This window comes from Mycolicibacterium agri (assembly GCF_002553505.1).
Taxonomy (GTDB): domain Bacteria; phylum Actinomycetota; class Actinomycetes; order Mycobacteriales; family Mycobacteriaceae; genus Mycobacterium; species Mycobacterium agri.
Genome location: NZ_PDCP01000007.1, coordinates 56,172 through 78,050, shown reverse-complemented (window position 1 = coordinate 78,050; position 21,879 = coordinate 56,172). Strand labels below are relative to the sequence as shown.

Here is a 21,879-nt window from a genome sequence, read left to right as displayed (position 1 = left end):
TCACCCAGTCTGCGTCATCGACACCGCGGCCCGCTCCTTATGTGTAAGTTTCTCCGCGGGAGGAATCAGGTCCTCGGCCGACTCGCGCAGCCCGATGCGGTCGTGCAGCCGGGCCAGCGGCTTGGGCGCCCACCAGTTCCACCGGCCCAGCACATGCATGAAGGCAGGCACCAGCGCCATCCGCACCAGGGTGGCGTCGACGGCGACGGCGAGGGTCAGCCCGACGCCGAACATCCGCATGAACGCCACCTGCGCGGCGATCAGCGCCGCGAACGAGATCGACATCACCAGTGCCGCCGCGGTCACCACCCGGCCGGTACGCGCCAAGCCGCGCGCGACGGCCTCGTCGTTGTCGGCCCGCGTCCGCCCCGGCGAGGACAGCCAGTATTCGCGGATCCGGCTGACGAGGAACACCTCATAGTCCATCGACAGTCCGAACGCGATGCAGAACAACAACACCGGCATGTTGGCGACCAACGTTCCTGTCGGCGTCGTGCCGAGCGCGCCGAGGTGGCCCTCCTGGAAAATCCAGACCAGCGCGCCGAACGCCGCTGTCAACGACAACACGTTCAGCACGAGGGCTTTCAACGGCAGCACGACGCTGCCCGTCAGAAGGAACAGCAGCACGAACGTGATCACCGCGATAACCGTCAGCACCAAGGGAAGGCGGTCGGTGATCCCGAGCGAGCTGTCCCGGTTGATCTGCGCGACACCGGTCAATTGCACCGGCTTGCCGCCGGGTGTGTCGACCGCGCGCAACTGTTTTAGCTGAGTTTCCGACGCGTCAGAGAACAGCGGGGCCTTGCTCGCGACCGTCAGGAAGGCGCTGCCGTTGTCCAAACCCGTTGCCGCCGAGGGTGGTCCGGCGAGTGCGCCGTCGACGAACGTGCCGTCGGGAGCCGAAACTGATGTCACGTCGGGAACCCGGGACAGCTCCGCGGCATAGCGGCCGAGGTCGGCGGGTGTGACGCCGGAGGCGTCGGGCAGGACGACGGTGACGTTGCGGGAGGCGTCCACGGCGAAGTCGTCGCGCATCTGGTCCCCGACCTCGCGCGCCGACTGCGATTGTGGCAGCACGCGGTCGTCGGGGAATCCCCATTTGGCGCCGAGGAACGGCGCGCCGAGAATGAGCAGCAGCGCGACCAGCGCGATGCCGATCGGAATCGACCGTCGGATAACGAATTTCGTCGACCGGTACCAGAAGTTCTGCTCGACGGGCTTGGCAACGGGCTCGGGACGTCCGAACATGCGCCGCAGCAGCCGACGCACATCGAGCGCGTCGAGCCGGTCGCCGAGCAGCACGATCGCGGCGGGCGCGACCACCACCGCGGCCACCGCCGCGAACGCCACCACGGCAATTCCGGCGTAGGCGAACGACTTCAGGAAGTACATCGGGAAGAGCACCATCGCGACCATCGACAGCGCGACGGTCATCGCCGAGAACAGCACCGTGCGCCCGGCGGTGGACATCGTGCGTATCAGCGCCTCGTCGCGGCGACTGCCTGCGGCCAGTTCGTCTCGGTAGCGGCTGATGATCAACAGCGTGTAGTCGATCGCCAGCGCGAGCCCCATGGCGACGCTGAGGTTGAGCGCGAAGATCGACACGTCGGTGAAGAAGGTGATGGCGCGCAACACCGCCATCGACCCCAGGATCGCGAACGCGCCGACCGCCAACGGCAGCGCCGCGGCCAGCAGTCCGCCGAACACCCACACCAGCACCACGAAGCTGAGCGGAATCGCGATGGACTCCATCAGCATCAGGTCTTTTTCGCTCTGCGCGTTGATCTGGACGTAGGTCATCGCCTCACCGCCGGCGCGCACCGTCACGCCGTCACGGTCGTGCACCAGCCGGGCGGTCAGTTCCTTGGTGTATTTCTGGGCGTCGCTCTCGCCGCCTGTTACGCCCGCGACGATCAACCCGGTCTTGCCGTCCTTGCTGATCAGCGCGGGCGCGGCGCTCGGTGGTGCGGTCCATGCCGACGTCACCTGCGCCACGTGCGGGGAGGCTTGCAGCCGGTCGGCGATGTCGGTGCCGACGGCCCGCCCGGCTGGGCTCTGCGCGCCGTCGGGGGCGGTCACGCTGATGACGAGCTCCATGTCGCCCTGACCGAATTTGTCCACCAGTAGCTGACTGGCCTGCGCCGACTCCGAAGTCGGGTCCTGGAAGCCGCCCGCCGAGAGGCTCTTGGTGACCGGGACGCCGAAGAGGCCGGTGGCCACCATCACCAGCAGGGCGACGGCGATGATCCGCTTCGGCGCTCGGATGGCCAGCCGCGCGATGGATTGCAGCATGTGATGCCCCTTCTGCTGGCCTGCCTATAAGATAGCGCCGGTAAGTTATCAGCGGTAAGCTATCTTCGTCAACACCGTCGTCTTCTGATAACCACGGGCAAGCCCCCCGAATCGTTCAGAACCGGCTGATCTCGTCGACGGCGATGACTTTCGGCGCCGCGGCCGGTCAGAAGTGCATGACCACCCCACTCGCAGGAACTTCACAGGTCTCTACCCTCGGCGACATGGCTGTAAATGAATCCGTCGGAACCCCCACGTCCGTATCCGACCTCGGACTGCTGATCCTGCGGCTCGGCGTTGGCGCCGCGGTGCTGCAGGCGGGTCTCATCAAGGCATTCGACTTCGGCACCACCGTCGGCTTCATGGACTCCGGCGGGTGGCAGCTGCCGGCGTTCGCGGCCCTGATGGTGACCGTGGCCGAGGCGGCGGGCGCCATCGGCGTCGTCCTCGGGGTGCTGACACCGCTTGCCGCATGCGCGATCGCCGGCGCCATGGTCTGCGCGTGGGCGGTCAACGTCTCCACCGACGCGTTTTGGGCGCAGCCGTTCAACGTGCCGTTCCTGTTGTTCGTCGGAGCCGCGACGCTGTTGTTCACCGGTGCAGGCGCCTATTCGGTGGACGCCCGCATGTTCGGCAGGCCACGATGGTCGCCTCGACTGGCCATCGGACTGCTGGTTCTGGCGTTCGCTGCGGCGATCCTGACATGGCTCCTGCTGAACGGCACCAATCCGCTCCATTTCAGCTCACCGGCATAACCGCAGGTCAGCTACTCGCGAGTAACCGCACACCCTACCCGGCGGTAAGAATTGCCACGATATTCCGAATCGTGACTCAAAGATTCCTTAATGGTGATCCATAAAGTCGTTGACATGTGGATCGACGACACCAGTGCTGATGTCATCAAGGTTGACTTCGAGGCGCTCTACCACGGCGATGTTCTCGTCGAGGGCGACACCTCCGAGCAGCTCGACGACGATCAGCAGCTGCCAACCGCAGTCTGAGTCAACGCGCTCACACCGAGCGCGTTGACGATCTAGACAGTTTGCCCCGCTCGGGGCGTTTTATCGATCCTCACTGTTCCCGAAATCCGCTTCTTCTACGCGACGTTTTCTTCCTCTGGTGCCGTTTCGATCAGATCGGCCAGCCGTTCGGTGATGAGTTCCTCGGCGTCGGCGACGATCCGCGACACCAACTCTTCGCACGTCGGGATGTCGTCGATCAGTCCCATCGCGGTGCCGACCGACCAGATGCCGGCGTCCAGGTCGCCGATCTCGTAGACCGTCGCCCCGCGCGACCCCGCGACCAGGTCCTTGACGTCTTCGAACTGGCCGCCGCGGTCCAGGATCTCCACCACCTCGCGCGACACCGCATTACTGGCCACGCGAGCGGTGTTGCGTAGCGGCCGGAAGATCAGCTCGGTGTCCAGCTCGCTGCCGGCGACGATCGCCTCCTTCACCTTCTGGTGAATCGGCGACTCCACGGTGCACATGAACCGCGACCCCATGTTGATGCCGTCGGCACCCAACGCCAGCGCCGCCACCAGACCGCGGCCGTCGGCGAAGCCGCCCGAAGCGATCATCGGGATGTCGATCTTGGCGGCGGCCGCCGGGATCAACACCAGCCCGGGAATGTCGTCCTCGCCGGGATGGCCCGCGCACTCGAAGCCGTCGATGCTGATGCCGTCCACGCCGAGGCTCTGCGCCTTCACCGCATGCCGCACCGAGGTGCACTTGTGCAACACCTTGATGCCGTTCTCGTGGAACATCGGCAGATGCGGGGCCGGGTTCGAGCCTGCGGTCTCGACGATCTTGACCCCCGACTCGACGATCACCTGACGGTATTCGTCATAGGGCGGCGGGTTGATGGTCGGCAGGATCGTCAAGTTCACCCCGAACGGCTTGTCCGTCAGCTCGCGGCACTTGGCGATCTCCTTGGCCAGATCGGCCGGCGTCGGCTGCGTCAACGCGGTGAGGAAACCCAGCGCGCCGGCATTCGCCACGGCCGCAACGAGTTCCGCACGGCCGACCCACTGCATCCCGCCCTGCACGATCGGATGCTCAATCCCGAACGTCTCAGTGAACTTCGTTCTGATCGTCATCGGTGTTCCCGGTCACCTGCACTTCGTGCGTGGGCCCACTTCGCGCGAGCGCTCATCGCGGCGCCATCCGGATCGCGCCGTCCAGGCGGATCACCTCACCATTGAGCATCGGGTTCTCGACGATGTGCACGGCCAGCGCGCCGTACTCGTCGGGGTCGCCGAGCCGGGCCGGATGCGGCACCTGCTTGCCGAGCGACTGCTGCGCCTCCTCCGGCAACGAGCCCAGCAGCGGCGTCTTGAACAGGCCGGGCGCGATGGTCACGACGCGGATCAGCTCGCGCGACAGGTCGCGGGCGATCGGCAACGTCATGCCGACGACACCGCCCTTGGACGCGGAGTAGGCAGCCTGCCCGATCTGGCCCTCGAACGCGGCGACCGACGCGGTGTTGATGATGACGCCGCGCTCACCGTTGATGGGCTCGGTCTTGGCGATCCGCTCGGCCGCCAGCCGCAGCACGTTGAACGTGCCGATCAGGTTGACCTCGATGACCTTTTTGAATTGGTCGAGCGGGAACGGGCCCTCCTTGCTCAGCGTCTTGATCGCGTTGCCGATGCCCGCGCAGTTGACGTTGATGCGCAGCGGGCCCATCTTCTCGGCGGCGTCGAGCGCTTCGGTCACCGCTTCGGGGTCGGTGACGTTGGCCTCGACGAACTGGGCGCGCTCGCCGAGCTCCTTGACGGCGTCCTCACCCTTGAGGTCGATGACGACGACGGAGGCGCCCCTGTCCAGCAGCCGCTTCGTCGTGGCCAGTCCGAGACCGGAGGCTCCCCCGGTGACGACCGCTACCGCGTCCTTGATCTCCACGTGTGTTCCTTCCTATTAGGTCTTTGCAAAGAGGTCTTGCGGATTTCGTTCAATTCCAGTCGCGCAGAACAGTTTCGATGTCGGTGCCCGGTTCACCCAGCGGCTTCGGTGCGGACGGCACGCTGCGGGAGAACCGCGGCGCGGGAGACGGCAGCAGCGCCTCGCCGTCGAGGTAGAACGTGCCGCGCTCGGTGATGTGCGCCTCGTTCTGCACTTCGGCGAACGACAGCACCGGCGTCGCGCAGGCGTCGCTGTCGGCGAACACCTTGGCCCAGTGATCGCGGTCGGCCGAGGCGAACACCTCGGCGATCCGCGCGCGCAGTTCGGGCCAGCGGCTGACGTCCTGCTGGGCGGGCAGGTCTTCCCCGTCGAGGCCCAGTCCCTTCAGCAGTTCGGCGTAAAACTGCGGCTCGATCGCCCCGACGGCCATGTAGCGGCCGTCGGCGCATTCATAGGTGTCGTAGTAGGGCGCGCCGCTGTCGAGCATGTTGGTGCCGCGCTCGTCGGACCACAGCCCGCCGGCGCGCATCCCCCAGATCATCGCCATCAGCACGCTGGATCCGTCGATCATGGCGGCGTCGACGACCTGGCCCCTGCCGGAGGTCTGGCGTTCCCACAGTGCGGCGAGGATGCCGACGATCAAAAACATCGAGCCGCCGCCGAAGTCGCCGGTGAGGTTCAGCGGCGGCACGGGGCGGTCACCCTTGTGGCCGATGGAGTGCAGCAGGCCGTTGAGGGAGATGTAGTTGATGTCGTGGCCGGCCTGCTGGCTGCGCGGACCGCTCTGGCCCCAACCGGTCATCCGGGCATAGATCAGGCGGTCGTTGACCTTGGCGCAGTCCTCGGGGCCGAGGCCGAGTCGCTCGGTGACGCCGGGCCGGTAGCCCTCGATCAGCACGTCGGCCTTGGCCACCAGCGCCAGCACCTGCTCGCGGCCCTCGTCGGTCTTCAGGTTGGCAGCCACCGTGCGCCGGTTGCGGTTCATGGCCTCGTGGCTGCCCTTCGGGACGCCGCCGGTGCCGCCGGGCCGTTCGACGCGGACCACGTCGGCGCCGAGGTCGGCGAGGATCATCGCCGCGTGCGGTCCGGGGCCGATGCCGGCCAGTTCGACGATTCGCAATCCGTGCAGTGGTCCCGCCATTAGAACCCGCCTCCCGTAGTTGACCGCGACATAGCTTACTTGTATAACCAAGTGGACCAGCCGCGGGTCCGCATGCGGCTGCACCCGATTTAAGGTTCAGCGATGACTTCGACCGATTCCAGCACGGGAGCGTATGTGAGCGTCGACGGGTTGGAGGTGAATGTCGGCGACGGGGTGCTGTCGCTGACGTTGAACCGGCCCGACAGCCTCAACTCGTTGACGGAGACCATGCTCAACGGCGTCGCCGACGCGCTCGAGCGGGCCGCCACCGATCCCGCCGTCAAGGTGGTGCGCCTGGCGGGCGCAGGCCGCGGGTTCAGCTCGGGCGCGGGCATCGGCGCCGACGACCGGGCCAAGAAGTCCGGCCCGCTGTCGGTTCTGGACGCGGCCAACCGCGCGGTGCGGGCGATCGTCGCGATGCCGCGGCCGGTGGTCGCCGTGGTGCAGGGGCCCGCCGCGGGTGTCGGCGCCTCGCTGGCGTTGGCCAGCGATGTCGTACTCGCGTCGGACAAGGGCTATTTCATGCTGGCGTTCACCAAGATCGGGTTGATGCCCGACGGTGGCGCGTCGGCTCTGGTGGCCGCGGCCGTCGGCCGCATCCGGGCGATGCGGATGGCGCTGCTGGCCGAGAAGATCCACGCCGACGAAGCGCTGCAGGCCGGCCTGGTGACCGCGGTGTATCCCGCCGATCAGCTCGACGCCGAGGTGGACAAGGTGATCAACACGCTGGTGCGCGGTCCGGCGGTGGCGTTGGCGAAGACCAAAGCGGCGATCAATGCGGCGACGCTGACCGAACTCGAGGGCGCCCTGTCGCGCGAGTATTCCGGCCAGTCGGACCTGTTGAGCCGTACCGATTACATCGAGGGCATCAAGGCGTTCCAGGAGCGCCGCCCGGCCAACTTCACCGACCTCTGACACCCGGGTCCCCTCGTAACGCCCAGGCCCCTCGTAACGCCCAGGCCCCCTCCGTAGCGCCCAAACCCGGGTCCCCTCATAACGCCCAAACCGACATTTGGGCGCAAAAGTGTGAGTGGAGCGCGCCATTTTGTCGGTCTCGGCGCACCAAGTGATGCGCCCCGACCGCGGGCACACAAAGCCGTTACGTCGATCACGAGGCGCAGAAATTCGTTGGACGCGGCCGTATCTGGTCAGCCACCATCGTTAGGTGAGCACGCAATTCGGCACCGCACACTCGAAAAGCGAACGCGGTGATGAGCAGCCGGTGACCCACACCGGCGGTTGGCGCGTACTCGCACCCTTCCAGTCGCGCGCATACCGGCTGCTGATAGCCGCGGTGTCGCTGTCGATCTTCGCCGAGGGCATGTGGGCCGTCGTGATGGCCCTGCAGGTGATCGAACTGTCCGACGATCCCGCAGCGCTGTCACTGGTGGCCACCTGCATGGGCACCGGACTCGTGGCGTTCCTGCTGATCGGCGGACTGGCGGCGGACCGGATCAACCAGCGCACGATCATCCTCGCCGTCGAGGTCGTCAACACGGTCGTCGTCTCGGCGATCGCGGTCTTGGGACTCGTTGGTGCACTGCGGATCTGGCACATGGCAGTGGCGGCCGCCGCGCTGGGTATCGCCGCGGCGTTCTTCTTCCCCGCCTACAGCGCGATCCTGCCCAGGATTCTGCCGCCCGAACAACTGCTGGCCGCCAACGGTGTGGAAGGCGTGGTCCGCCCGGTGTTTCAGCGCGCCGTCGGACCAGCCGTCGCGGGCATGGTGGTCGGCGCGACGTTCCCCGCGCTGGGTTCTGTCGCGGTCGCGGCGCTGTTCGCCGTCGGCCTGTTGCTGCTGGTCTGCTTCCGGCCGACGATGAATGCGCCTGTCCGCGAACCGGATCAGGAACGGCCGCACATGCTGCGGGATCTGCGCGACGGCTTCGTCTTCGTGCTGCGCACCCCCTGGCTGCTGTGGACGCTGTTGTTCGCCAGCATGTTCGTGCTGGTCGTGCTGGGACCGATCGAGGTGCTGCTGCCGTTCATCGCCAAGGACCGCTTCGCCGACGGCGCCAGGTCGTACGGCTTCATCCTGGCCTTCTTCGGGATGGGCAGCGCGCTCGGTGCGCTGGCGGTGTCGTCGCGACGACTGCCCCGTCGCTACCTCACGGTGATGATGGGGATGTGGAGCATCGGCTCGATCCCGTTGGTGGTGATCGGCTTCACGTGGTCGTTCTCGTTGATGGCGGTCGCGACGTTCATCATCGGCTTCACCGACGGTGCGGGCATGGTCATCTGGGGCACGCTGCTGCAGCGGCGGGTTCCGACGGAGATGCTCGGCCGAGTGTCCAGCCTCGACTTCTTCGTCTCGCTGGCCTTCATGCCGGTGTCGTTCGCGATCGTCGGACCGCTGTCGAAGATCGTCTCGATGGAGACCATCTTCCTGGTCGCCGGCCTGGCGCCGGTGCTGTTCGCCGCGGTGGCGGTGCAGGCCGCCCGGATGCGCCAGGACGAACTAGCGCACCCGCTGCGCTAATGCCGTCTCACACGCCGAACATCGGGGGCAGTACGAGCACCATGGTCAGCCCCCACACCATGTGGGTGAGGATCGGTGCGAGTACTCCCCCGGTGGCGCGGCGTTCGAACGCGCACACCGAACCGAGCACCAGCGCCGCGAACGCCAGCATCGGATTGCGGGTCGCGACGAAGATCGCCAGCGTGTAGATGATCGTGGAAATGACTGCGGGGTGGTGCTTTTCCAGCGCGGTGTACAACGCGCCGCGGAAGAACAGCTCCTCGGCGACGGCGTTGAGCAGGATGCTGAACACCATCAGCCACAGCGTCTGGTAGTTGGCGAACTCCAGCACGCGGGTGACGAAGCTGGCGAGGGGCGGGATTTCGCGGGCGATCAATCCGCCGACCACGAACACCGCGCCGACGACGATGCCCACCACCGTGCCGCTGATCACCGGGCGTTGATTGCGGCCGAAGAACCGCACGTGCCCGAGGTGCAGCGGGCCCGACGCCAACGCGCCCACCGTCCACACCGCGGCCAGCGCGAGGGTCAGCCAGTAGAACGACGCGTCGCCCGGTTGCAGCCCCAGCGAATAGCCGAGCAGCACACCGCCGATGATCAGCACGAACGCAACCGCAATTCGGCGGCGCTTCACCACCATTGGCGGCTCGTGGTGGGGTATCGCCACCCGTTTCAGGTTGTCCTTGACTTCCTGAAAGAAGGGCGGATGCGTCGAAGACGAGGCCATGGTCGATTCAGTCATTCCGAGCGCACCTTCGGTTTGAGGTTGAGCAGGGTGTCCAGCCCGGTCCGCACGGCTGCGGCGACAGGCCCGGGTACGGCGTTGAGGAGGCCGAGTGCCGGCCGGACGAACGGCGGGGTGATCACCCGCGCCAATCGCTTGATGCGCAGGGTGTCGCCGCCGGCCCACACCGGATCGCTGTCGGCGAGGTGATGCGGGTCGGCGAGTTGGTCGACGGCGCGTGCCCGACCGCTGGACAGCGACCGTTTGATCGCCTCTGCGATTCCGATCAGTCCGCCAGGCGGATCGGGCACCAGCTCGCGCAGACCATCGGAGGCCTGCATCGGATGATCAAGTGACTCAACCAAATCGGCGGCGAGCCCGCCCGGCACCGGTAGCGCGACAGCCGTCAGCATCGAAGCCATTCCGGTATCGACTCCACGAATCGGGACACTAGCCCGCCACTTGCCTGTCGCGCGGGCATATTTGGCCAATAAGTCGCGATAAGTCGTCGACTCCGGCCCGGCGATGTCGTAGGCACCTGCGGGCACGCGGTCGGGATCGGCCGCCGCGACCAGGTAGTAGAGGACGTCGCGGATCGAGATCGGATCGATCGGATTGTCCATCCACGACGGCAGCGGGATCACCAGGAATCGGTCGCCGACATAGCGCAGCATCTCGAACGACGTCGACCCGGCGCCGATGATGATCGCCGCGCCGAGCCACACCACCTCCGGCCCGCCCTCGATGCTGAGCGCCTCGGCGACCTCGGCCCGGCTGGTCAGATGCTCGGACAGGTCGTTCTCGTCGGGCACGAAACCGCCGAGGTAGACGATGCGGCGCACGCCCGCATCCTTGGCGGCGGCCGCGACGTTGGCCGCGGCGGCATTGTCGGCCTCCCGAAAGTCGGGTTGCCCGATGCCGTGCACCAGGTAGTAGACGACGTCGACCGGTCCCGCCTCGGCGAACGCCGCCCGCGCCGACGCCGGGTCGTGGGCATCGAGCGCGACGGCGTCGGCCTGGCCGTGCCAGCCGAATGCGGCCAGCCGATCGACGTTGCGGGATGCGGCGATGACCTTGTGGCCGTGGGAGAGCAATTCGGCGACCAGCCGCGAGCCGACATAGCCGGTGGCCCCGGTGACCAGGATTCGCATTGAATTCACCGTACGTACTTACCCACGCGCGACGGCCGGGAATCGGAAGCCGGGTCACGCCGAAATCGACGTTTGGCAGGCGATTACTCGCACTTTCCCGCCCAAATGTCGGTTTGGGCGTTATGAGGGCCCGGCATTGGGCGTTATCGGAGGCCCGGGTTTGGGCGTTATGGGGGCCCGGGTTTGGGCGTTATGTGGGGCCGGGTCGCGCCCGACGGCCCGGAAGTCAGGCGCCTTGGTAGACCTTGCGGTAGCTCGACGGCGACATGCCCATCCCGCGACGCAGGTGATGGCGCAGGTTGCCGGCGGCGCCCAGCCCCGACAGCCGAGCGATCTCGTCGACCGGCAGGTCGCGCGACTCGAGCAGCTCGCGGGCCCGGTCGACGCGGCGGCTGCGGATCCACGCACCCGGCGATTGGCCGGTCTCCTCGCGGAAGCGACGGTTGAAGGTGCGGGCGCTCATCTTCGCGTGGCGGGCCAATCGTGCCACGGTCAGCTTCTCGTCGAGATGCCGCAGCGCCCACTCCCGCGTCGGCGCCGTCGAGTAGTCGTCCGGCGTCGGCATCTGCCGGTCGATGAACTGCGCCTGGCCGCCTTCGCGCCACGGCGGGACGACGCAGTAGCGGGCCACCGCGTTGGCCACCTGCGCGCCTTGATCTTGCCGAATGATGTGCAGGCACAAGTCGATTCCCGCGGCCAGACCCGCCGACGTCAAAATGTCGCCGTCATCGACGAACAGCACGTTCTCGTCGACGAGTACGCGCGGATGCAGGCGGCGCATCGCGTCGGCGAATTGCCAGTGGGTGGTGGCCCGCCGTCCGTCGAGCAGTCCTGCGGCGGCCAGGACGAACGCGCCGGTGCAGATCGACACCAGCCGGGCACCGGGCCGGATGAGCGCCAGCGCGTCGCGCACGTCCTGCGGCAGCGCGCCGCTCTCTCGGGCCGGCGGATAGCGCGTGCCAGGGATCACCACGGTGTCGGCGGTGCGCAGCGCCTCGCAGCCGATGTTCGGCAGCAGGTCGAACCCCGTCGTCGACTCCACCGGCCCGGCCGTCAGCCCGCAGGTGACCAACTCATACAGCGGGCTGCCGTCGGTGTCCTTGGCGCTGCCGAACAGCGTCGGCGCGATCGCGGCGTCGAAGCCGACCACCGGCGGCAGCAGCAGAACGGCGACGCGGTGCATGCAGACCATATTGGCATGTTTTTGACGACTGTTGTCGTTCTTGCCACTATGCGGCCGACGGCGGATCCGCGACGGTGGTCGGGTGACGCTAGCCGCCGCCTCCCGACGTACTCCACTGACGCGCATCCACTGGGCGTGGGTGGTGGCGGCCGTCAGCTTCGTGGCAATCCTGGGCGCCGCGGGCTTCCGCTCGGTGCCCGGCGTGATGATGAACCCGCTGCATCACGAGTTCGGCTGGTCGCACGGCGTGGTCGGGCTGGCGATGTCGGTCAACATGACGCTGTTCGGGGTGACCGCGCCGTTCGCGGCGGCGCTGATGGACCGTTTCGGCGTGCGCCCGGTGCTGTCGGTGGCGCTGACGTTCATCGCGGCCGGTTCGGCGCTGAGCGTGTTCATGACGGCCAGCTGGCAGCTCGTCCTACTGTGGGGCGTGCTCGTCGGGGTCGGCACCGGGGCGATCTCCATGGGGTTCGTCGCGACGGTGGCCACCCGCTGGTTCGAAGCGCGCCGCGGCCTGGTGACAGGGGTGCTGACCGCGGCGAGCGCGACGGGCCAGCTGATCTTCCTGCCCATCGTCGCCCAGATCACCACCCGGCACGGCTGGCGCTGGGCGTCGCTGCTCGTCGCAGCCGCCGCGTTGGCCGTGGTGCCGCTGGTTGCGGCGTTTATGCGAAATCACCCGCAGGACAAGGGTTTAACGCCGTACGGAGCGACGGCCGCAGCGGCGCCGACGCGGGTGCCCGCGTCCAGCTTCCGCGCCGCGTTCGACGGCCTGCGGCTCGGCGCCCGCGTGCCCGCATTCTGGCTGCTGGCCGCCAGCTTCGCGATCTGCGGGATGACGACCAACGGGCTGATCGGCACACACTTCATTCCCGCGGCCAACGACCACGGCATGCCGACCACCGTCGCGGCGGGTCTGCTGGCGACGATCGGCATCCTCGACGTCGCGGGCACGGTGTTCTCCGGTTGGCTGACCGACCGGGTGGATCCGCGGCTGCTGCTGGTGGTCTACTACACCGGCCGCGGCCTTTCGTTGCTGATCCTGCCGTCGCTGCTGTCGCCGCACGCCGATCCGAGCACGTGGGTGTTCGTCATCTTCTACGGGCTGGACTGGGTGGCCACCGTGCCCCCGACGATCGTGTTGTGCCGCAACTATTTCGGCGTCAACACCCCGGTGGTGTTCGGCTGGGTGTTCGCTTCGCATCAGTTGGGCGCCGCCGTCGCCGCCGCCGGCGCGGGCAAACTGCGCGACCTGCAGGGCAATTACGACCTTGCGTTCTACCTCGCTGCGGGGCTGTGTGTGATCGCCGCGATGCTCTGCGCCAATGTGCGGAAAGCGCAGGTCAACGCGGTTACCGCGTGAGTCGTGGCTGATCTTGACTTTGGCATTGGCCTATCCCTGCACATAACATGCCTAGCGACTGACGAGCTGAGGAGCCGAAAGTGAAGACTCGCACCAGCAAGGCCATGGGTGCAGCGGCGGCGATCGCTGCGATCGCGGGGTCGGTCCCGCTGGCGATCAACGCCTACGCCGATCCGGAGCCGCAGCCCAAGCCTGCCGTCGAGGTGCCCGACCCGCAGGGCGACTGCGACCCGTTCAAGAAGGCCGTGCCGAACTGGAAGGCGCTGAACGAGGTGCCGGTCAGCCAGGCGCTGGCCAGCATCCCCGACATCAGCACCTTCAACGCCGCGGTGTCCGGCGGGCTGAATCCCGAGGTCAACATCACCTCGGTGCTCGACAACGGCCCGTACGTGGTGTTCGCGCCCAGCAACGAGGCGTTCGCCGAGCTCGACCCGGGCCAGCTCGACGCCCTCAAGGCCGATCCGGCCGCGTTGACCCGGCTGGACTACTACCACGTCTTCCTGGGTCTGCTGGGCCCCGAGGACGTGCACGGCCAGCGGCCCACCCAGGAGGGCACCGAGATCAAGGTCGAGGGCAAGAACGGCGACATCAAGGTCAACGACACCGCCAAGCTCATCTGTGGCGGCATCCAGGCCCAGAACGCGCGGATCTACATCATCGACAAGGTGCTCGACCCGGCGAACCCGCCTGAGCCGCTCACCCCCACGGTCGACGAAACCTCGACCACCACCACCACCACGACCACGACGACGTCGGAAACGGCCACCGAAGAAGTGGTGCCCGGCGCCGAGGCGCCCGCCGGCTGACCGGCTATCTGGCCTTCCAGATCGGCTGACGCTTTTCGGCGAACGCGCGCGGACCTTCCTTCGCGTCCTCGGAACGCATCAGCGCGACGATCTCGCGCATGGTCCTGGCCCAGCCGGCCTCGTCGCCGGTGATGACACCGTCGTCGACGCCCAACGCGATGCGCTTGCTGGCCCACACCGCCAGCGGCGCGTTGGCGGTGATGCGCTCGGCCAGCGCGAGCGCCGCGTCGACCGCGGTGCCGTCGGGCACGACCTGGTTGATCAGGCCCCATTTGAGCGCGTCGGCCGAACTCATCGGCTCTCCGGTGAACAGCAGTTCCATCGCGACCTTGCGGGGCAGGTGGTCGACGATACGGAACACGCCGCCGGCCGCGGCGAGCAGTCCCCGCTTCACTTCCGGCAGGCCGAATTTCGCCCGTTCCTCGGCGACGACGAGGTCGCTGGCCAGCGCCAGTTCGGTGCCGCCGCCGAGCGCGGTACCGTTGACGGCCGCGATCGTCGGCTTGTCGATGTAGTGGTGCACGTAGCCGGCGAAGCCCCACTCGCTGTGGTCGGGGTGGAAGAGGTTCTCCCGACGCGCGATGGCCTTGAGATCGGCTCCGGCGCAGAAGGATTCACCGGCGCCGGTGATGACGACGGCGCGGACGTCGTCGTCGTCCTGCGCCTCCTGCAGCGCGTCACCGACCGCGGTGCTGACCGCGGCGTTGACGGCGTTGCGCGCCTCGGGGCGGTTCAGCGTGATGACCATGACGTTGCCCCGCCGCTCGGTGAGAGCGGCGGGGGCCACGGCGTCCGGGGACGACACTGGAGGAACCGAACCAGACGGCCCAGCACTCACAACAGTTCGATGATGGTGGCGTTGGCCTGGCCGCCACCCTCGCACATGGTCTGCAGGCCGTATTTGATGCCCTTGTCCCGCATGTGATACAGCATCGTCGTCATGATGCGGGCGCCCGAACCGCCGAGCGGATGGCCGAGGGCGATCGCACCGCCGTTGGGGTTGAGCTTCTTCTCGTCGGCGCCGATGTCCTTCAGCCACGCCATCGGCACCGGCGCGAACGCCTCGTTGACCTCGAACACACCGATGTCCTCGAGCGACAGGCCGGACTTCTTCAACGCCTTCTGCGTGGCGGGAATGGGGGCGGTCAGCATGATCACCGGGTCCGCACCCGCGAGCGTGGCGGTGTGCACCCTGGCGATCGGCTTGAGCCCCAACGACTTCGCCTTCTCCGCCGACATGAACAGCAGCGCGGCCGCGCCGTCGGAGATCTGCGAGGAGTTGCCGGCGTGGATCACACCGTCCTCCTTGAACGCCGGCTTCAGCTCGGCCATCTTCTCGATGGTGGTGCCACGGCGGATGCCCTCGTCCTTGAGCACCGGATTGCCGTCCTGGTCCTTGATCGCCACGATCTGGTCATCGAATGCGCCGGAATCCTGTGCCGCGGCGGCCTTTTCGTGCGAACCCAACGAGTACTCGTCGAGCGACCTGCGGTCGAAGCCCCACTGCTCGGCGATCATCTCCGCTCCGATGCCCTGGTTCGGCGTCTTCTGGTAGCGATCCTTGAAGCCCTGCGGATACGGGTTGCCGCCGTTGGCCAGCGACGCGCCCATCGGGGTGCGCGACATCGACTCGACGCCACCGGCGACGACGACGTCGTAGTGTCCGGCGACCACACCGGCCGCGGCGAAGTGGATCGACTGCTGACTGGAGCCGCACTGCCGGTCGATCGTCACGCCGGCCACGCTCTCCGGCCAACCCGCCGTCAGCAGCGCGGTGCGGCCGATGTCGAGCGCCTGCTCGCCGGCCTGCATGACGCAGCCCCAAATGACGTCGTCGACGATGCCCGGGTCGATCCCGGCGCGCTCGGCGAGGCCGTTGAGCACCTGCGCCGACAACTCGGCCGGGTGCACGCCCGACAGGCCGCCATTGCGCTTGCCGACCGGCGACCGGACAGCCTCGACGATTACGGCTTCCGCCATGACACTTCTCCTTCAATGCCGTTCGTGGGTTCTCCCACAGAGGTCCATCATCGAACGTAGAGGAACAAGGTTTACTAGGTCAACCTACTGGTGGATCGACTCGCAACTAGCGGATGATTGGCTCTGCGCCACGGCGAACGCCGCGCTCAGTCGCCGTTTTGGCGCCGCCCACGACCGCCCGACATGGTTTACTGAGTTGTACACCTGACCCGCGCGGGTCGGGCGCATGTCGGAATAGGAGTGAAGGTGGCTGGCAGCACACCGTTGGCGCCGATGATCGGGCCGGACGCGGTCCCGTCGGGTGGCGGACCGATCCGGTCCCCCAAGACCGCCGAGCTGGTGGCGGGCACGCTTCGCCGGATGGTGGTCGACGGTCAGCTCAAGGAGGGCGACTACCTGCCCAACGAGGCCGAGCTGATGGCGCACTTCGGGGTGAGCCGACCCACGCTGCGCGAGGCCGTGCGGGTGTTGGAGTCGGAGCGACTGGTCGAGGTGCGGCGCGGGTCGCGCACGGGTGCACGGGTGCGGGTGCCCGGTCCCGAGATCGTCGCCCGCCCGGCGGGGCTGCTGCTCGAGCTGTCCGGCGCGACGATCTCCGATGTGATGACCGCACGCTCCGGCATCGAGCCGATCGCGGTGCGGCTGCTCACCGAAGCCGGCACCACCGAGGCGTTCGACGAACTCGACCGGATGTTGGACGAGGACATCCCCGCGGGCTGGCAGTCGGGCCGGCTCGCCGAGACGACGGGGCAGTTCCACCGCAGGCTCGTCGAACTGTCCGGCAACGCGACGCTCGGCATGATCGCCGGCATGCTGCACGAAATCACGGTGCGCCACACCGCATTCGTGTTCAAGGAACGCCGCCCGGTGTCGAAGGCCGACTACGAGAAAGTCATGCGGTCGTACCGCAAGCTGATGGAGTTCATGCGGTCGGGCGACGCGGACGCGGCCGAGGCGCACTGGCGCAAGCACCTCGACACGACCCGCCACCTGCTGCTGAAAGGCCTTGAGACCGTTAAGGTCCGCGACGTCGTCGGCTAGTTCTGCGCGGCGCCCCGTGACGACCACGTGACGTGCACCGGGATGTCGTCGCTCCACGGCTGGCCGACCACCATGTCGGCGACGTCGACATAACCCCGCTCGAACTCCCCCGTCGCCGCGTCGACCAAGCGGTACTCCTGGCGCTGCCGGTGGATCGGTTGCGCGTCGAGCAGGATGACGCGCACCTCGTCGGGTTCGAAGTTGCAGCGCTCCTGCATGGCGGCGATCAACTGCTCGTTGTGCATGTGCCCGTCTCCGAAGTTCCACCCGACCGCGGTGCTGCACAGCCGCTCCCCTTCGGTGATGATGTAGTCGTCCTCGTTGCGTCCGGCCAGCGCGTTGTGCACCAGCGTCAGCAGTGCTTTGCCGTGAGAGTTGAACCCGCGGAACGCATATCCTTTGTACAGATAGATCATCGCCTGCTCTTCGCTGCCGTAGAACCGCTCCAGCTGTGAGGCGGGCATGCTGGCGATGGCGACCAGGTTCTGTTCGATCTTCTCGTTGGCCGACGGCTTCATGCACCACCACGTCGTGTCCCAGTTGCCCGCGTAGTAGCGCATACCCGGCAGGAACGAGATCTTCTGCGGAAACAGGTTTCCCAGCGTCACGATGGTGGCCAGCACCGCGAACAGCAGCACTGGCAGCGGGGTGGACATGTCGGTCACGCCCACGCCGGCGTGGCCGACGAACAAGGTGATCACCGAGAAGATCATGAAGACGTTCCATTCCAGCGGCACGCCCATCGGGATCGCCGACAGGATGCCGAAGTGGAAGCACACCATCACGAACGCCGCGATCGCCGTCGGCCAACCGCCGTGGGAGAACAGCAGCGCCAGCGGCACCAGCATCTCGACCGCGGTGGAAAAATGCGCGATGAGCCGCGACACCCGGCCAGGTCGCAGGTCGTCGGGAAAGCTCTCAAAGAACCTGCGTTTCAACCACTTCGCGCGGATCAACGGGTGGTTCGACATCATCGTCGAGATGACGAACGGGAAGTGCTTGTTCAGCTTCGAGGTCGCCGCGCCGAGCCAGATCGCCACGCACACCAGCTTCGCCGCGATGATCATGTCCACGCCGTAGCCCGCGAACAGGAACGCCACCGTGAACGAGCCGTACACCTCCCCGCGTGCGGCCAGGAAGACGACCTTGTCGCGCAGTCCGAGCACAGCCAGCAGCGCGAGGATGGTCCAGATCTGCCACATCGGCAGCACGCCGACGTCGGTGCCGAGCGCGGGCATCGGCCCGGTGCCGTCGGAGAACAACGCGACGAGCAGCATCACCAGCAGCGCCCCGTACAGCGCGGCGTCCAGCGCCGTGCGATCGGTGCCCCTCGTCAACGGCGCCCGGTCGGGCCATGGCGGCAGTCGAATTGTCCTGGGCCGCAACCAGTACAGGATCGAGCCCATCGGTGGGAAGAACCGGTTGTTCAGCGGTCCGAAGCCGCATCCGAGGCCAACGACCTCGAACAGCATGGTGTAGAGCACGACCTTTTCGAAGACGATCGGTTCGGTCCACCACTGGCCGACGTTGGTGAACCCGTCGATGCCCTTGGTGGCCAACGCAATCAACCAGCCGCCGAGGATGTAGAGCAGGATCTTGAAGACGTAGAACAGGTGCAGGACGACGGGTGTGCCGAAGCCGACCTCGGCCCAGTGCCTGGCCATCGGGCGGATCTTCTCCGGTCGGGTGCCCTTGCTCCACTCGGCGAAGTCGACGACGGGCATGTCGGGCTTCAGGAATCCCATGGCCATCAAGACTAGAACGTGTTCTAGCGCGGTGGTGACGGATCCGGCCATCTAGCGCGAGCAGACGCCAATGCCCGCCCTGTCCTGGGGTTTTGCGGACTTTTGCGTCTGCTCGCGCCGGTTAGGTGAGCACCTGGCGGCGTGACATCCACTCGTCGATCCGGGCCATCGTCAGGGGCAGCGCCCTGCCGTGAAACACCAGGTGGTCCGACGCCGGGATCTCCACGTACTCGCCGTTGGCGTAGCGCTTGGCGGTGGCCCGGGCGACGCGACGGTGCACCAGCCGGTCGCGCTCGGCGCCGACCGCGAGCACCGGGGTGGTGATCGCCGCGAAGTCGACCTTGGTGGCCTTGGCCCGGTCCAGGAACCAGAACGGCATCTCGCAGTAGACCCGGCCCGAGTCGGGCACCATCTCGGCGAACAGCTCGCGCGCCAGGTCCTCGTCGGTGGTGTTGGTGATGCGGCGGCGAAACAACTTCCACGACGTCGGGTACAACGGCTTGGCCCACGGCCGCCACTGCACATAGTGCGCGCCGAACACCCGCAGTGTGCCGGGATAGGCCGCGAAGATGCCCGCCGCGGGCGCCGGGGTGGCGGCAACCAGCCCGGCATGGCTGGCGCGGGCCGCCACCAACTGCGCGATCAGCCCGCCGAGCGAATGACCCACCAGCAGCGGCGGCGAGTCGAGCGACTCGACCAGGCCCACGATGTCGTCGGCGTAATCGCGCACACTCACCGACGCGACCTTCGGCGCGCCTTGGTGCCGAGGCAGATCGTGGTAGCGCAGCGTCGGTGTATGCACGGAGAAACCGCGGGCCTCGAATTCGCGGCGGGCATCGCCCAGCGTGTCGCCGTGGCTCCACGTGCCGTGGATGAGAACGACGTGCCTGGGGGTCGTCATCGTCTCATCCTGGCAGGGCCGCATCGAGGCGGGCAACGTAGGCGTCGACGTCACCGATCGCCGATTCGGCGGCGTGCACGCTGATAGCGACGGTGTCTCCGATGCCGTGCACACCGTGGGTCAGGCCCATCATCGGCGACAGCCCCGGGTATCCGGAGGTGACGACGACTCGGGCGTCGCCGAACCGCAGATCCGCAGCACCCCTGTTGACGCTGGAGACGGTGGTGTTTCCGGTGACGATCGGCGACCGCGCGGTCTCGTCGAATTGCGCCACGCCCCAACGCAACAACGGCGCGGGCACCGCTTCGACCGCACGGCTTTCGGCCGCGATCGCGGGGTGTTCTCTGCGGCGACGCCGTTGTCGAAGATCCTCGCCGATCCGGGTGGCCCGCTCGTCTGGCTCGAGATGGGGATACAAACCGATTCCGACGTTGCCGAAGTGGTTGTGCGCCCGCCGGACAGTCGATTTCGCCATCGGCACCTCGGCGCCGAGGGTCGACGGGTCATCGCCCAGCTCCCGTAGATGAGCCGACAACGCCGTCGACAGCGCACACATCACCCCGATCGTCACGGTCGGCCCGGGTATGTCGTCGCGCCGACGCACCAGCGTGCGCAGGCTGCAGACGCCGGAAGGCCGCGAATTTGTCCGCAGCGCCGGGCGCGGTTCCGCTTGCGGCGGAACTACTCCCGCTTCGGTGTCTCGCACCAGCCGACGGTGCGCGCGTGCCGCCGCGACGCTGCGCCATGGCAGTCTGACGCCGCGTGACCGTAGCGTCGGCACGGGCTGGATATCGACCGCGCGCCCGAACAGGCGCGCCGCCAATGCCGATGCCCGCACTCCGTCGGCCAAGACATGTGCGATCTGCAGCACGGCCACCGTCGCGGGGCCTTCGGCCGCGGGCACGCCGCGCACCGCGGGGAACACATGCAGTCGCCACGGCGCCACCCGGGCGTCGAGCTGCTCGTCGGTCAGCCTGGCCACCGCGGCCAGACATCCCGCCCAGCTGGAGTCGTCGAGTTCGTGCACCGCGAACTGATCGTCTTCGACGTCGGCGCTGACCCACGCCGGATAGGTCAGATAGTTGCCGTCGCGGACGCGCACCCTCAGCTCGCCGCACGCAGTGGCGCGACTGCGGATGACCTGGATCGCCCGTGCGAGATCCTCAGGGACGCCGTCGAATCCGTACAGCAGGAACTGGTCGCTGGGGATCTTGGCCGACATCCAGTACGCCTGCGCGTCGACCACCGCGAGGCGGCGCACCCTCAGGCCTGCCCGATGAAGTCGATGATGTGGCGTGCGAGGACATCCGGCTGTTCCAGCTGCAGGAAGTGGCCGGCTTCCTCGACGACGTACGCCTCGCCGCCGGGCGGGAGGATCCGCTCGACCCAGGCGATGTAATCCGGTGCCATGGCGCCGTCGTCGTCACCGTGCAAATAGAGAATGGGCACGACGGGCGGTTGCAGGAACAGCGGGTGCAGATCGGCGTACTGTTCGGGTGGTTTCGTTCCGCGGAAGTTCTGCCGGTACATGGTGATCGCCGCCCGCCAGTTCTCCGGGTCACCGATGGCGTTTTGCACCAGCCGGACATCCTCGGCCTCGTCGTAGCCGGGTGACCACTGCCGCCACAGCGCCGAAACCACCCGCGACCCGGAAAGCTCTGGCAGCACGGGCAATTGGAAGTACATGATGTACCAACTGCGCAGCAGCTGACGCGGAATTTGGGCCGCCAGCAGAATCTGGTCGGGCGCCCGTCCCCACGGCTGAAACGCCGCCAGCGGCGGCAGTGACATGATGACCGCCTTGTCGAACGGACCGTCGGGCATCGCCGCGAAACCGGCAGCCGTCATCGCGCCCCAGTCGTGGCCGATCACCACGTCATGGCCGGTCGGACCGGCAGCCTCGAGCACCTGCAGCGCATCGTCGATCAGCGCGCCGACGTGATAGCTGCCGTCCTCGGGTATCGACGACGGCGCATAGCCGCGCATGAACGGCGCAACCACCCGCCAGCCCGCGTCCACGAGGTGCGGCACAACCTTCCGCCAGCCATGGGCCGTGTCGGGAAAGCCGTGCAGACACAAGGCGATCGGACTATAGGACGGGCCCCAGGTCAGTGCGCTGAGCCGCACCGTAGGAGTCGCGACCTCCAGCCACTCCGGCTCATCCATGGCA

General features: G+C 67.4%; 20 protein-coding genes. 7 read left to right on the top strand and 13 right to left on the bottom strand.

The features are described 5' to 3' along the window. The gene (locus CQY20_RS05895) at positions 1–2,292 is read right to left on the bottom strand and encodes an MMPL family transporter (RefSeq protein ID WP_097938940.1); all 2,292 of its coding nucleotides are present in this window, start codon (positions 2,290–2,292) and stop codon (positions 1–3) included. 224 nt (positions 2,293–2,516) lie between these two features. Here CQY20_RS05895 and CQY20_RS05890 point away from each other — a divergent pair, with 224 nt between their 5' ends. Beyond that, the gene (locus CQY20_RS05890; RefSeq protein WP_234816120.1) at positions 2,517–3,047 is read left to right on the top strand and encodes a DoxX family protein; all 531 of its coding nucleotides are present in this window, start codon (positions 2,517–2,519) and stop codon (positions 3,045–3,047) included. A gap of 114 nt (positions 3,048–3,161) precedes the next feature. Beyond that, positions 3,162–3,293, top strand: a complete 132-nt coding sequence (locus CQY20_RS35900) for a hypothetical protein (RefSeq protein ID WP_097939058.1) — start codon at positions 3,162–3,164, stop codon at positions 3,291–3,293. Positions 3,294–3,388: 95 nt separating this feature from the next. Here CQY20_RS35900 and CQY20_RS05880 read toward each other — a convergent pair whose 3' ends face one another. From CQY20_RS05880 to CQY20_RS05870, 3 genes are read right to left on the bottom strand one after another with little or no spacing between them, the layout of a single operon-like run. Beyond that, entirely contained in the window at positions 3,389–4,390 is a 1,002-nt protein-coding gene (locus tag CQY20_RS05880) for an NAD(P)H-dependent flavin oxidoreductase (protein ID WP_097938938.1), read from the bottom strand. Between the two features lie 52 nt (positions 4,391–4,442). Then, on the bottom strand, positions 4,443–5,195 hold the full coding sequence (locus tag CQY20_RS05875) for a 3-hydroxyacyl-CoA dehydrogenase (RefSeq protein ID WP_097938936.1): 753 nt from the start codon (positions 5,193–5,195) through the stop codon (positions 4,443–4,445). A 49-nt stretch (positions 5,196–5,244) separates the two neighbouring features. Continuing rightward, entirely contained in the window at positions 5,245–6,336 is a 1,092-nt protein-coding gene (locus CQY20_RS05870) for a CaiB/BaiF CoA transferase family protein (RefSeq protein WP_097938934.1), read from the bottom strand. Between the two features lie 102 nt (positions 6,337–6,438). Between CQY20_RS05870 and CQY20_RS05865 the strand changes: the two genes are divergently transcribed. Continuing rightward, a complete protein-coding gene (locus CQY20_RS05865) occupies positions 6,439–7,251 on the top strand; it encodes an enoyl-CoA hydratase (protein ID WP_097938932.1) in 813 nt (270 codons plus the stop codon). A 307-nt stretch (positions 7,252–7,558) separates the two neighbouring features. Beyond that, complete coding sequence (tet(V), locus tag CQY20_RS05860; protein ID WP_097939056.1) at positions 7,559–8,815, top strand: tetracycline efflux MFS transporter Tet(V); 1,257 nt, start codon at positions 7,559–7,561, stop codon at positions 8,813–8,815. A gap of 7 nt (positions 8,816–8,822) precedes the next feature. Here the strand turns inward: tet(V) and CQY20_RS05855 are convergent, their stop codons facing one another. From CQY20_RS05855 to CQY20_RS05845, 3 genes are all read right to left on the bottom strand, one after another. After that, on the bottom strand, positions 8,823–9,557 hold the full coding sequence (locus tag CQY20_RS05855; protein WP_097938930.1) for a CPBP family intramembrane glutamic endopeptidase: 735 nt from the start codon (positions 9,555–9,557) through the stop codon (positions 8,823–8,825). Next, positions 9,554–10,699, bottom strand: coding sequence for an NAD(P)H-binding protein (locus tag CQY20_RS05850; protein ID WP_097938928.1), 1,146 nt, complete (start codon positions 10,697–10,699; stop codon positions 9,554–9,556). The genes CQY20_RS05855 and CQY20_RS05850 overlap by 4 nt, the downstream gene beginning before the upstream one ends. A gap of 217 nt (positions 10,700–10,916) precedes the next feature. After that, a complete protein-coding gene (locus CQY20_RS05845) occupies positions 10,917–11,873 on the bottom strand; it encodes a GlxA family transcriptional regulator (RefSeq protein WP_097939054.1) in 957 nt (318 codons plus the stop codon). A gap of 82 nt (positions 11,874–11,955) precedes the next feature. On the opposite strand from CQY20_RS05845, the gene CQY20_RS05840 reads away from it, so the two are divergent. After that, positions 11,956–13,236, top strand: a complete 1,281-nt coding sequence (locus CQY20_RS05840) for an MFS transporter (protein ID WP_097938926.1) — start codon at positions 11,956–11,958, stop codon at positions 13,234–13,236. Between the two features lie 80 nt (positions 13,237–13,316). Further along, a complete protein-coding gene (locus CQY20_RS05835; RefSeq protein WP_097938924.1) occupies positions 13,317–14,042 on the top strand; it encodes a fasciclin domain-containing protein in 726 nt (241 codons plus the stop codon). A 4-nt stretch (positions 14,043–14,046) separates the two neighbouring features. On the opposite strand, the gene CQY20_RS05830 is transcribed toward CQY20_RS05835, so the two are convergent. Together CQY20_RS05830 and CQY20_RS05825 are read right to left on the bottom strand one after the other, a co-directional pair. Then, positions 14,047–14,847, bottom strand: a complete 801-nt coding sequence (locus CQY20_RS05830; protein ID WP_371871142.1) for a crotonase/enoyl-CoA hydratase family protein — start codon at positions 14,845–14,847, stop codon at positions 14,047–14,049. Between the two features lie 29 nt (positions 14,848–14,876). Then, positions 14,877–16,022 carry a thiolase family protein gene (locus CQY20_RS05825; RefSeq protein WP_097938921.1) on the bottom strand — a complete coding sequence of 382 codons (1,146 nt, stop codon included), beginning with the start codon at positions 16,020–16,022 and terminating at the stop codon, positions 14,877–14,879. Positions 16,023–16,268: 246 nt separating this feature from the next. Between CQY20_RS05825 and CQY20_RS05820 the strand changes: the two genes are divergently transcribed. Further along, entirely contained in the window at positions 16,269–17,063 is a 795-nt protein-coding gene (locus tag CQY20_RS05820; protein ID WP_097939052.1) for a FadR/GntR family transcriptional regulator, read from the top strand. Here CQY20_RS05820 and CQY20_RS05815 read toward each other — a convergent pair. The 4 genes from CQY20_RS05815 to CQY20_RS05800 form a co-directional block, all read right to left on the bottom strand. Next, on the bottom strand, positions 17,060–18,808 hold the full coding sequence (locus CQY20_RS05815) for a DUF3556 domain-containing protein (protein ID WP_097939050.1): 1,749 nt from the start codon (positions 18,806–18,808) through the stop codon (positions 17,060–17,062). The two genes, CQY20_RS05820 and CQY20_RS05815, sit on opposite strands and share 4 nt — an antisense overlap. 121 nt (positions 18,809–18,929) lie before the next feature. Beyond that, positions 18,930–19,709, bottom strand: coding sequence for an alpha/beta hydrolase (locus CQY20_RS05810; RefSeq protein ID WP_097939048.1), 780 nt, complete (start codon positions 19,707–19,709; stop codon positions 18,930–18,932). Between the two features lie 4 nt (positions 19,710–19,713). Then, positions 19,714–20,976 carry a DUF1298 domain-containing protein gene (locus CQY20_RS05805; RefSeq protein WP_163701727.1) on the bottom strand — a complete coding sequence of 421 codons (1,263 nt, stop codon included), beginning with the start codon at positions 20,974–20,976 and terminating at the stop codon, positions 19,714–19,716. Beyond that, the gene (locus CQY20_RS05800; RefSeq protein WP_097938920.1) at positions 20,973–21,875 is read right to left on the bottom strand and encodes an alpha/beta fold hydrolase; all 903 of its coding nucleotides are present in this window, start codon (positions 21,873–21,875) and stop codon (positions 20,973–20,975) included. Before CQY20_RS05800 ends, CQY20_RS05805 begins: the two co-directional genes overlap by 4 nt. Positions 21,876–21,879: the final 4 nt, after the last annotated feature.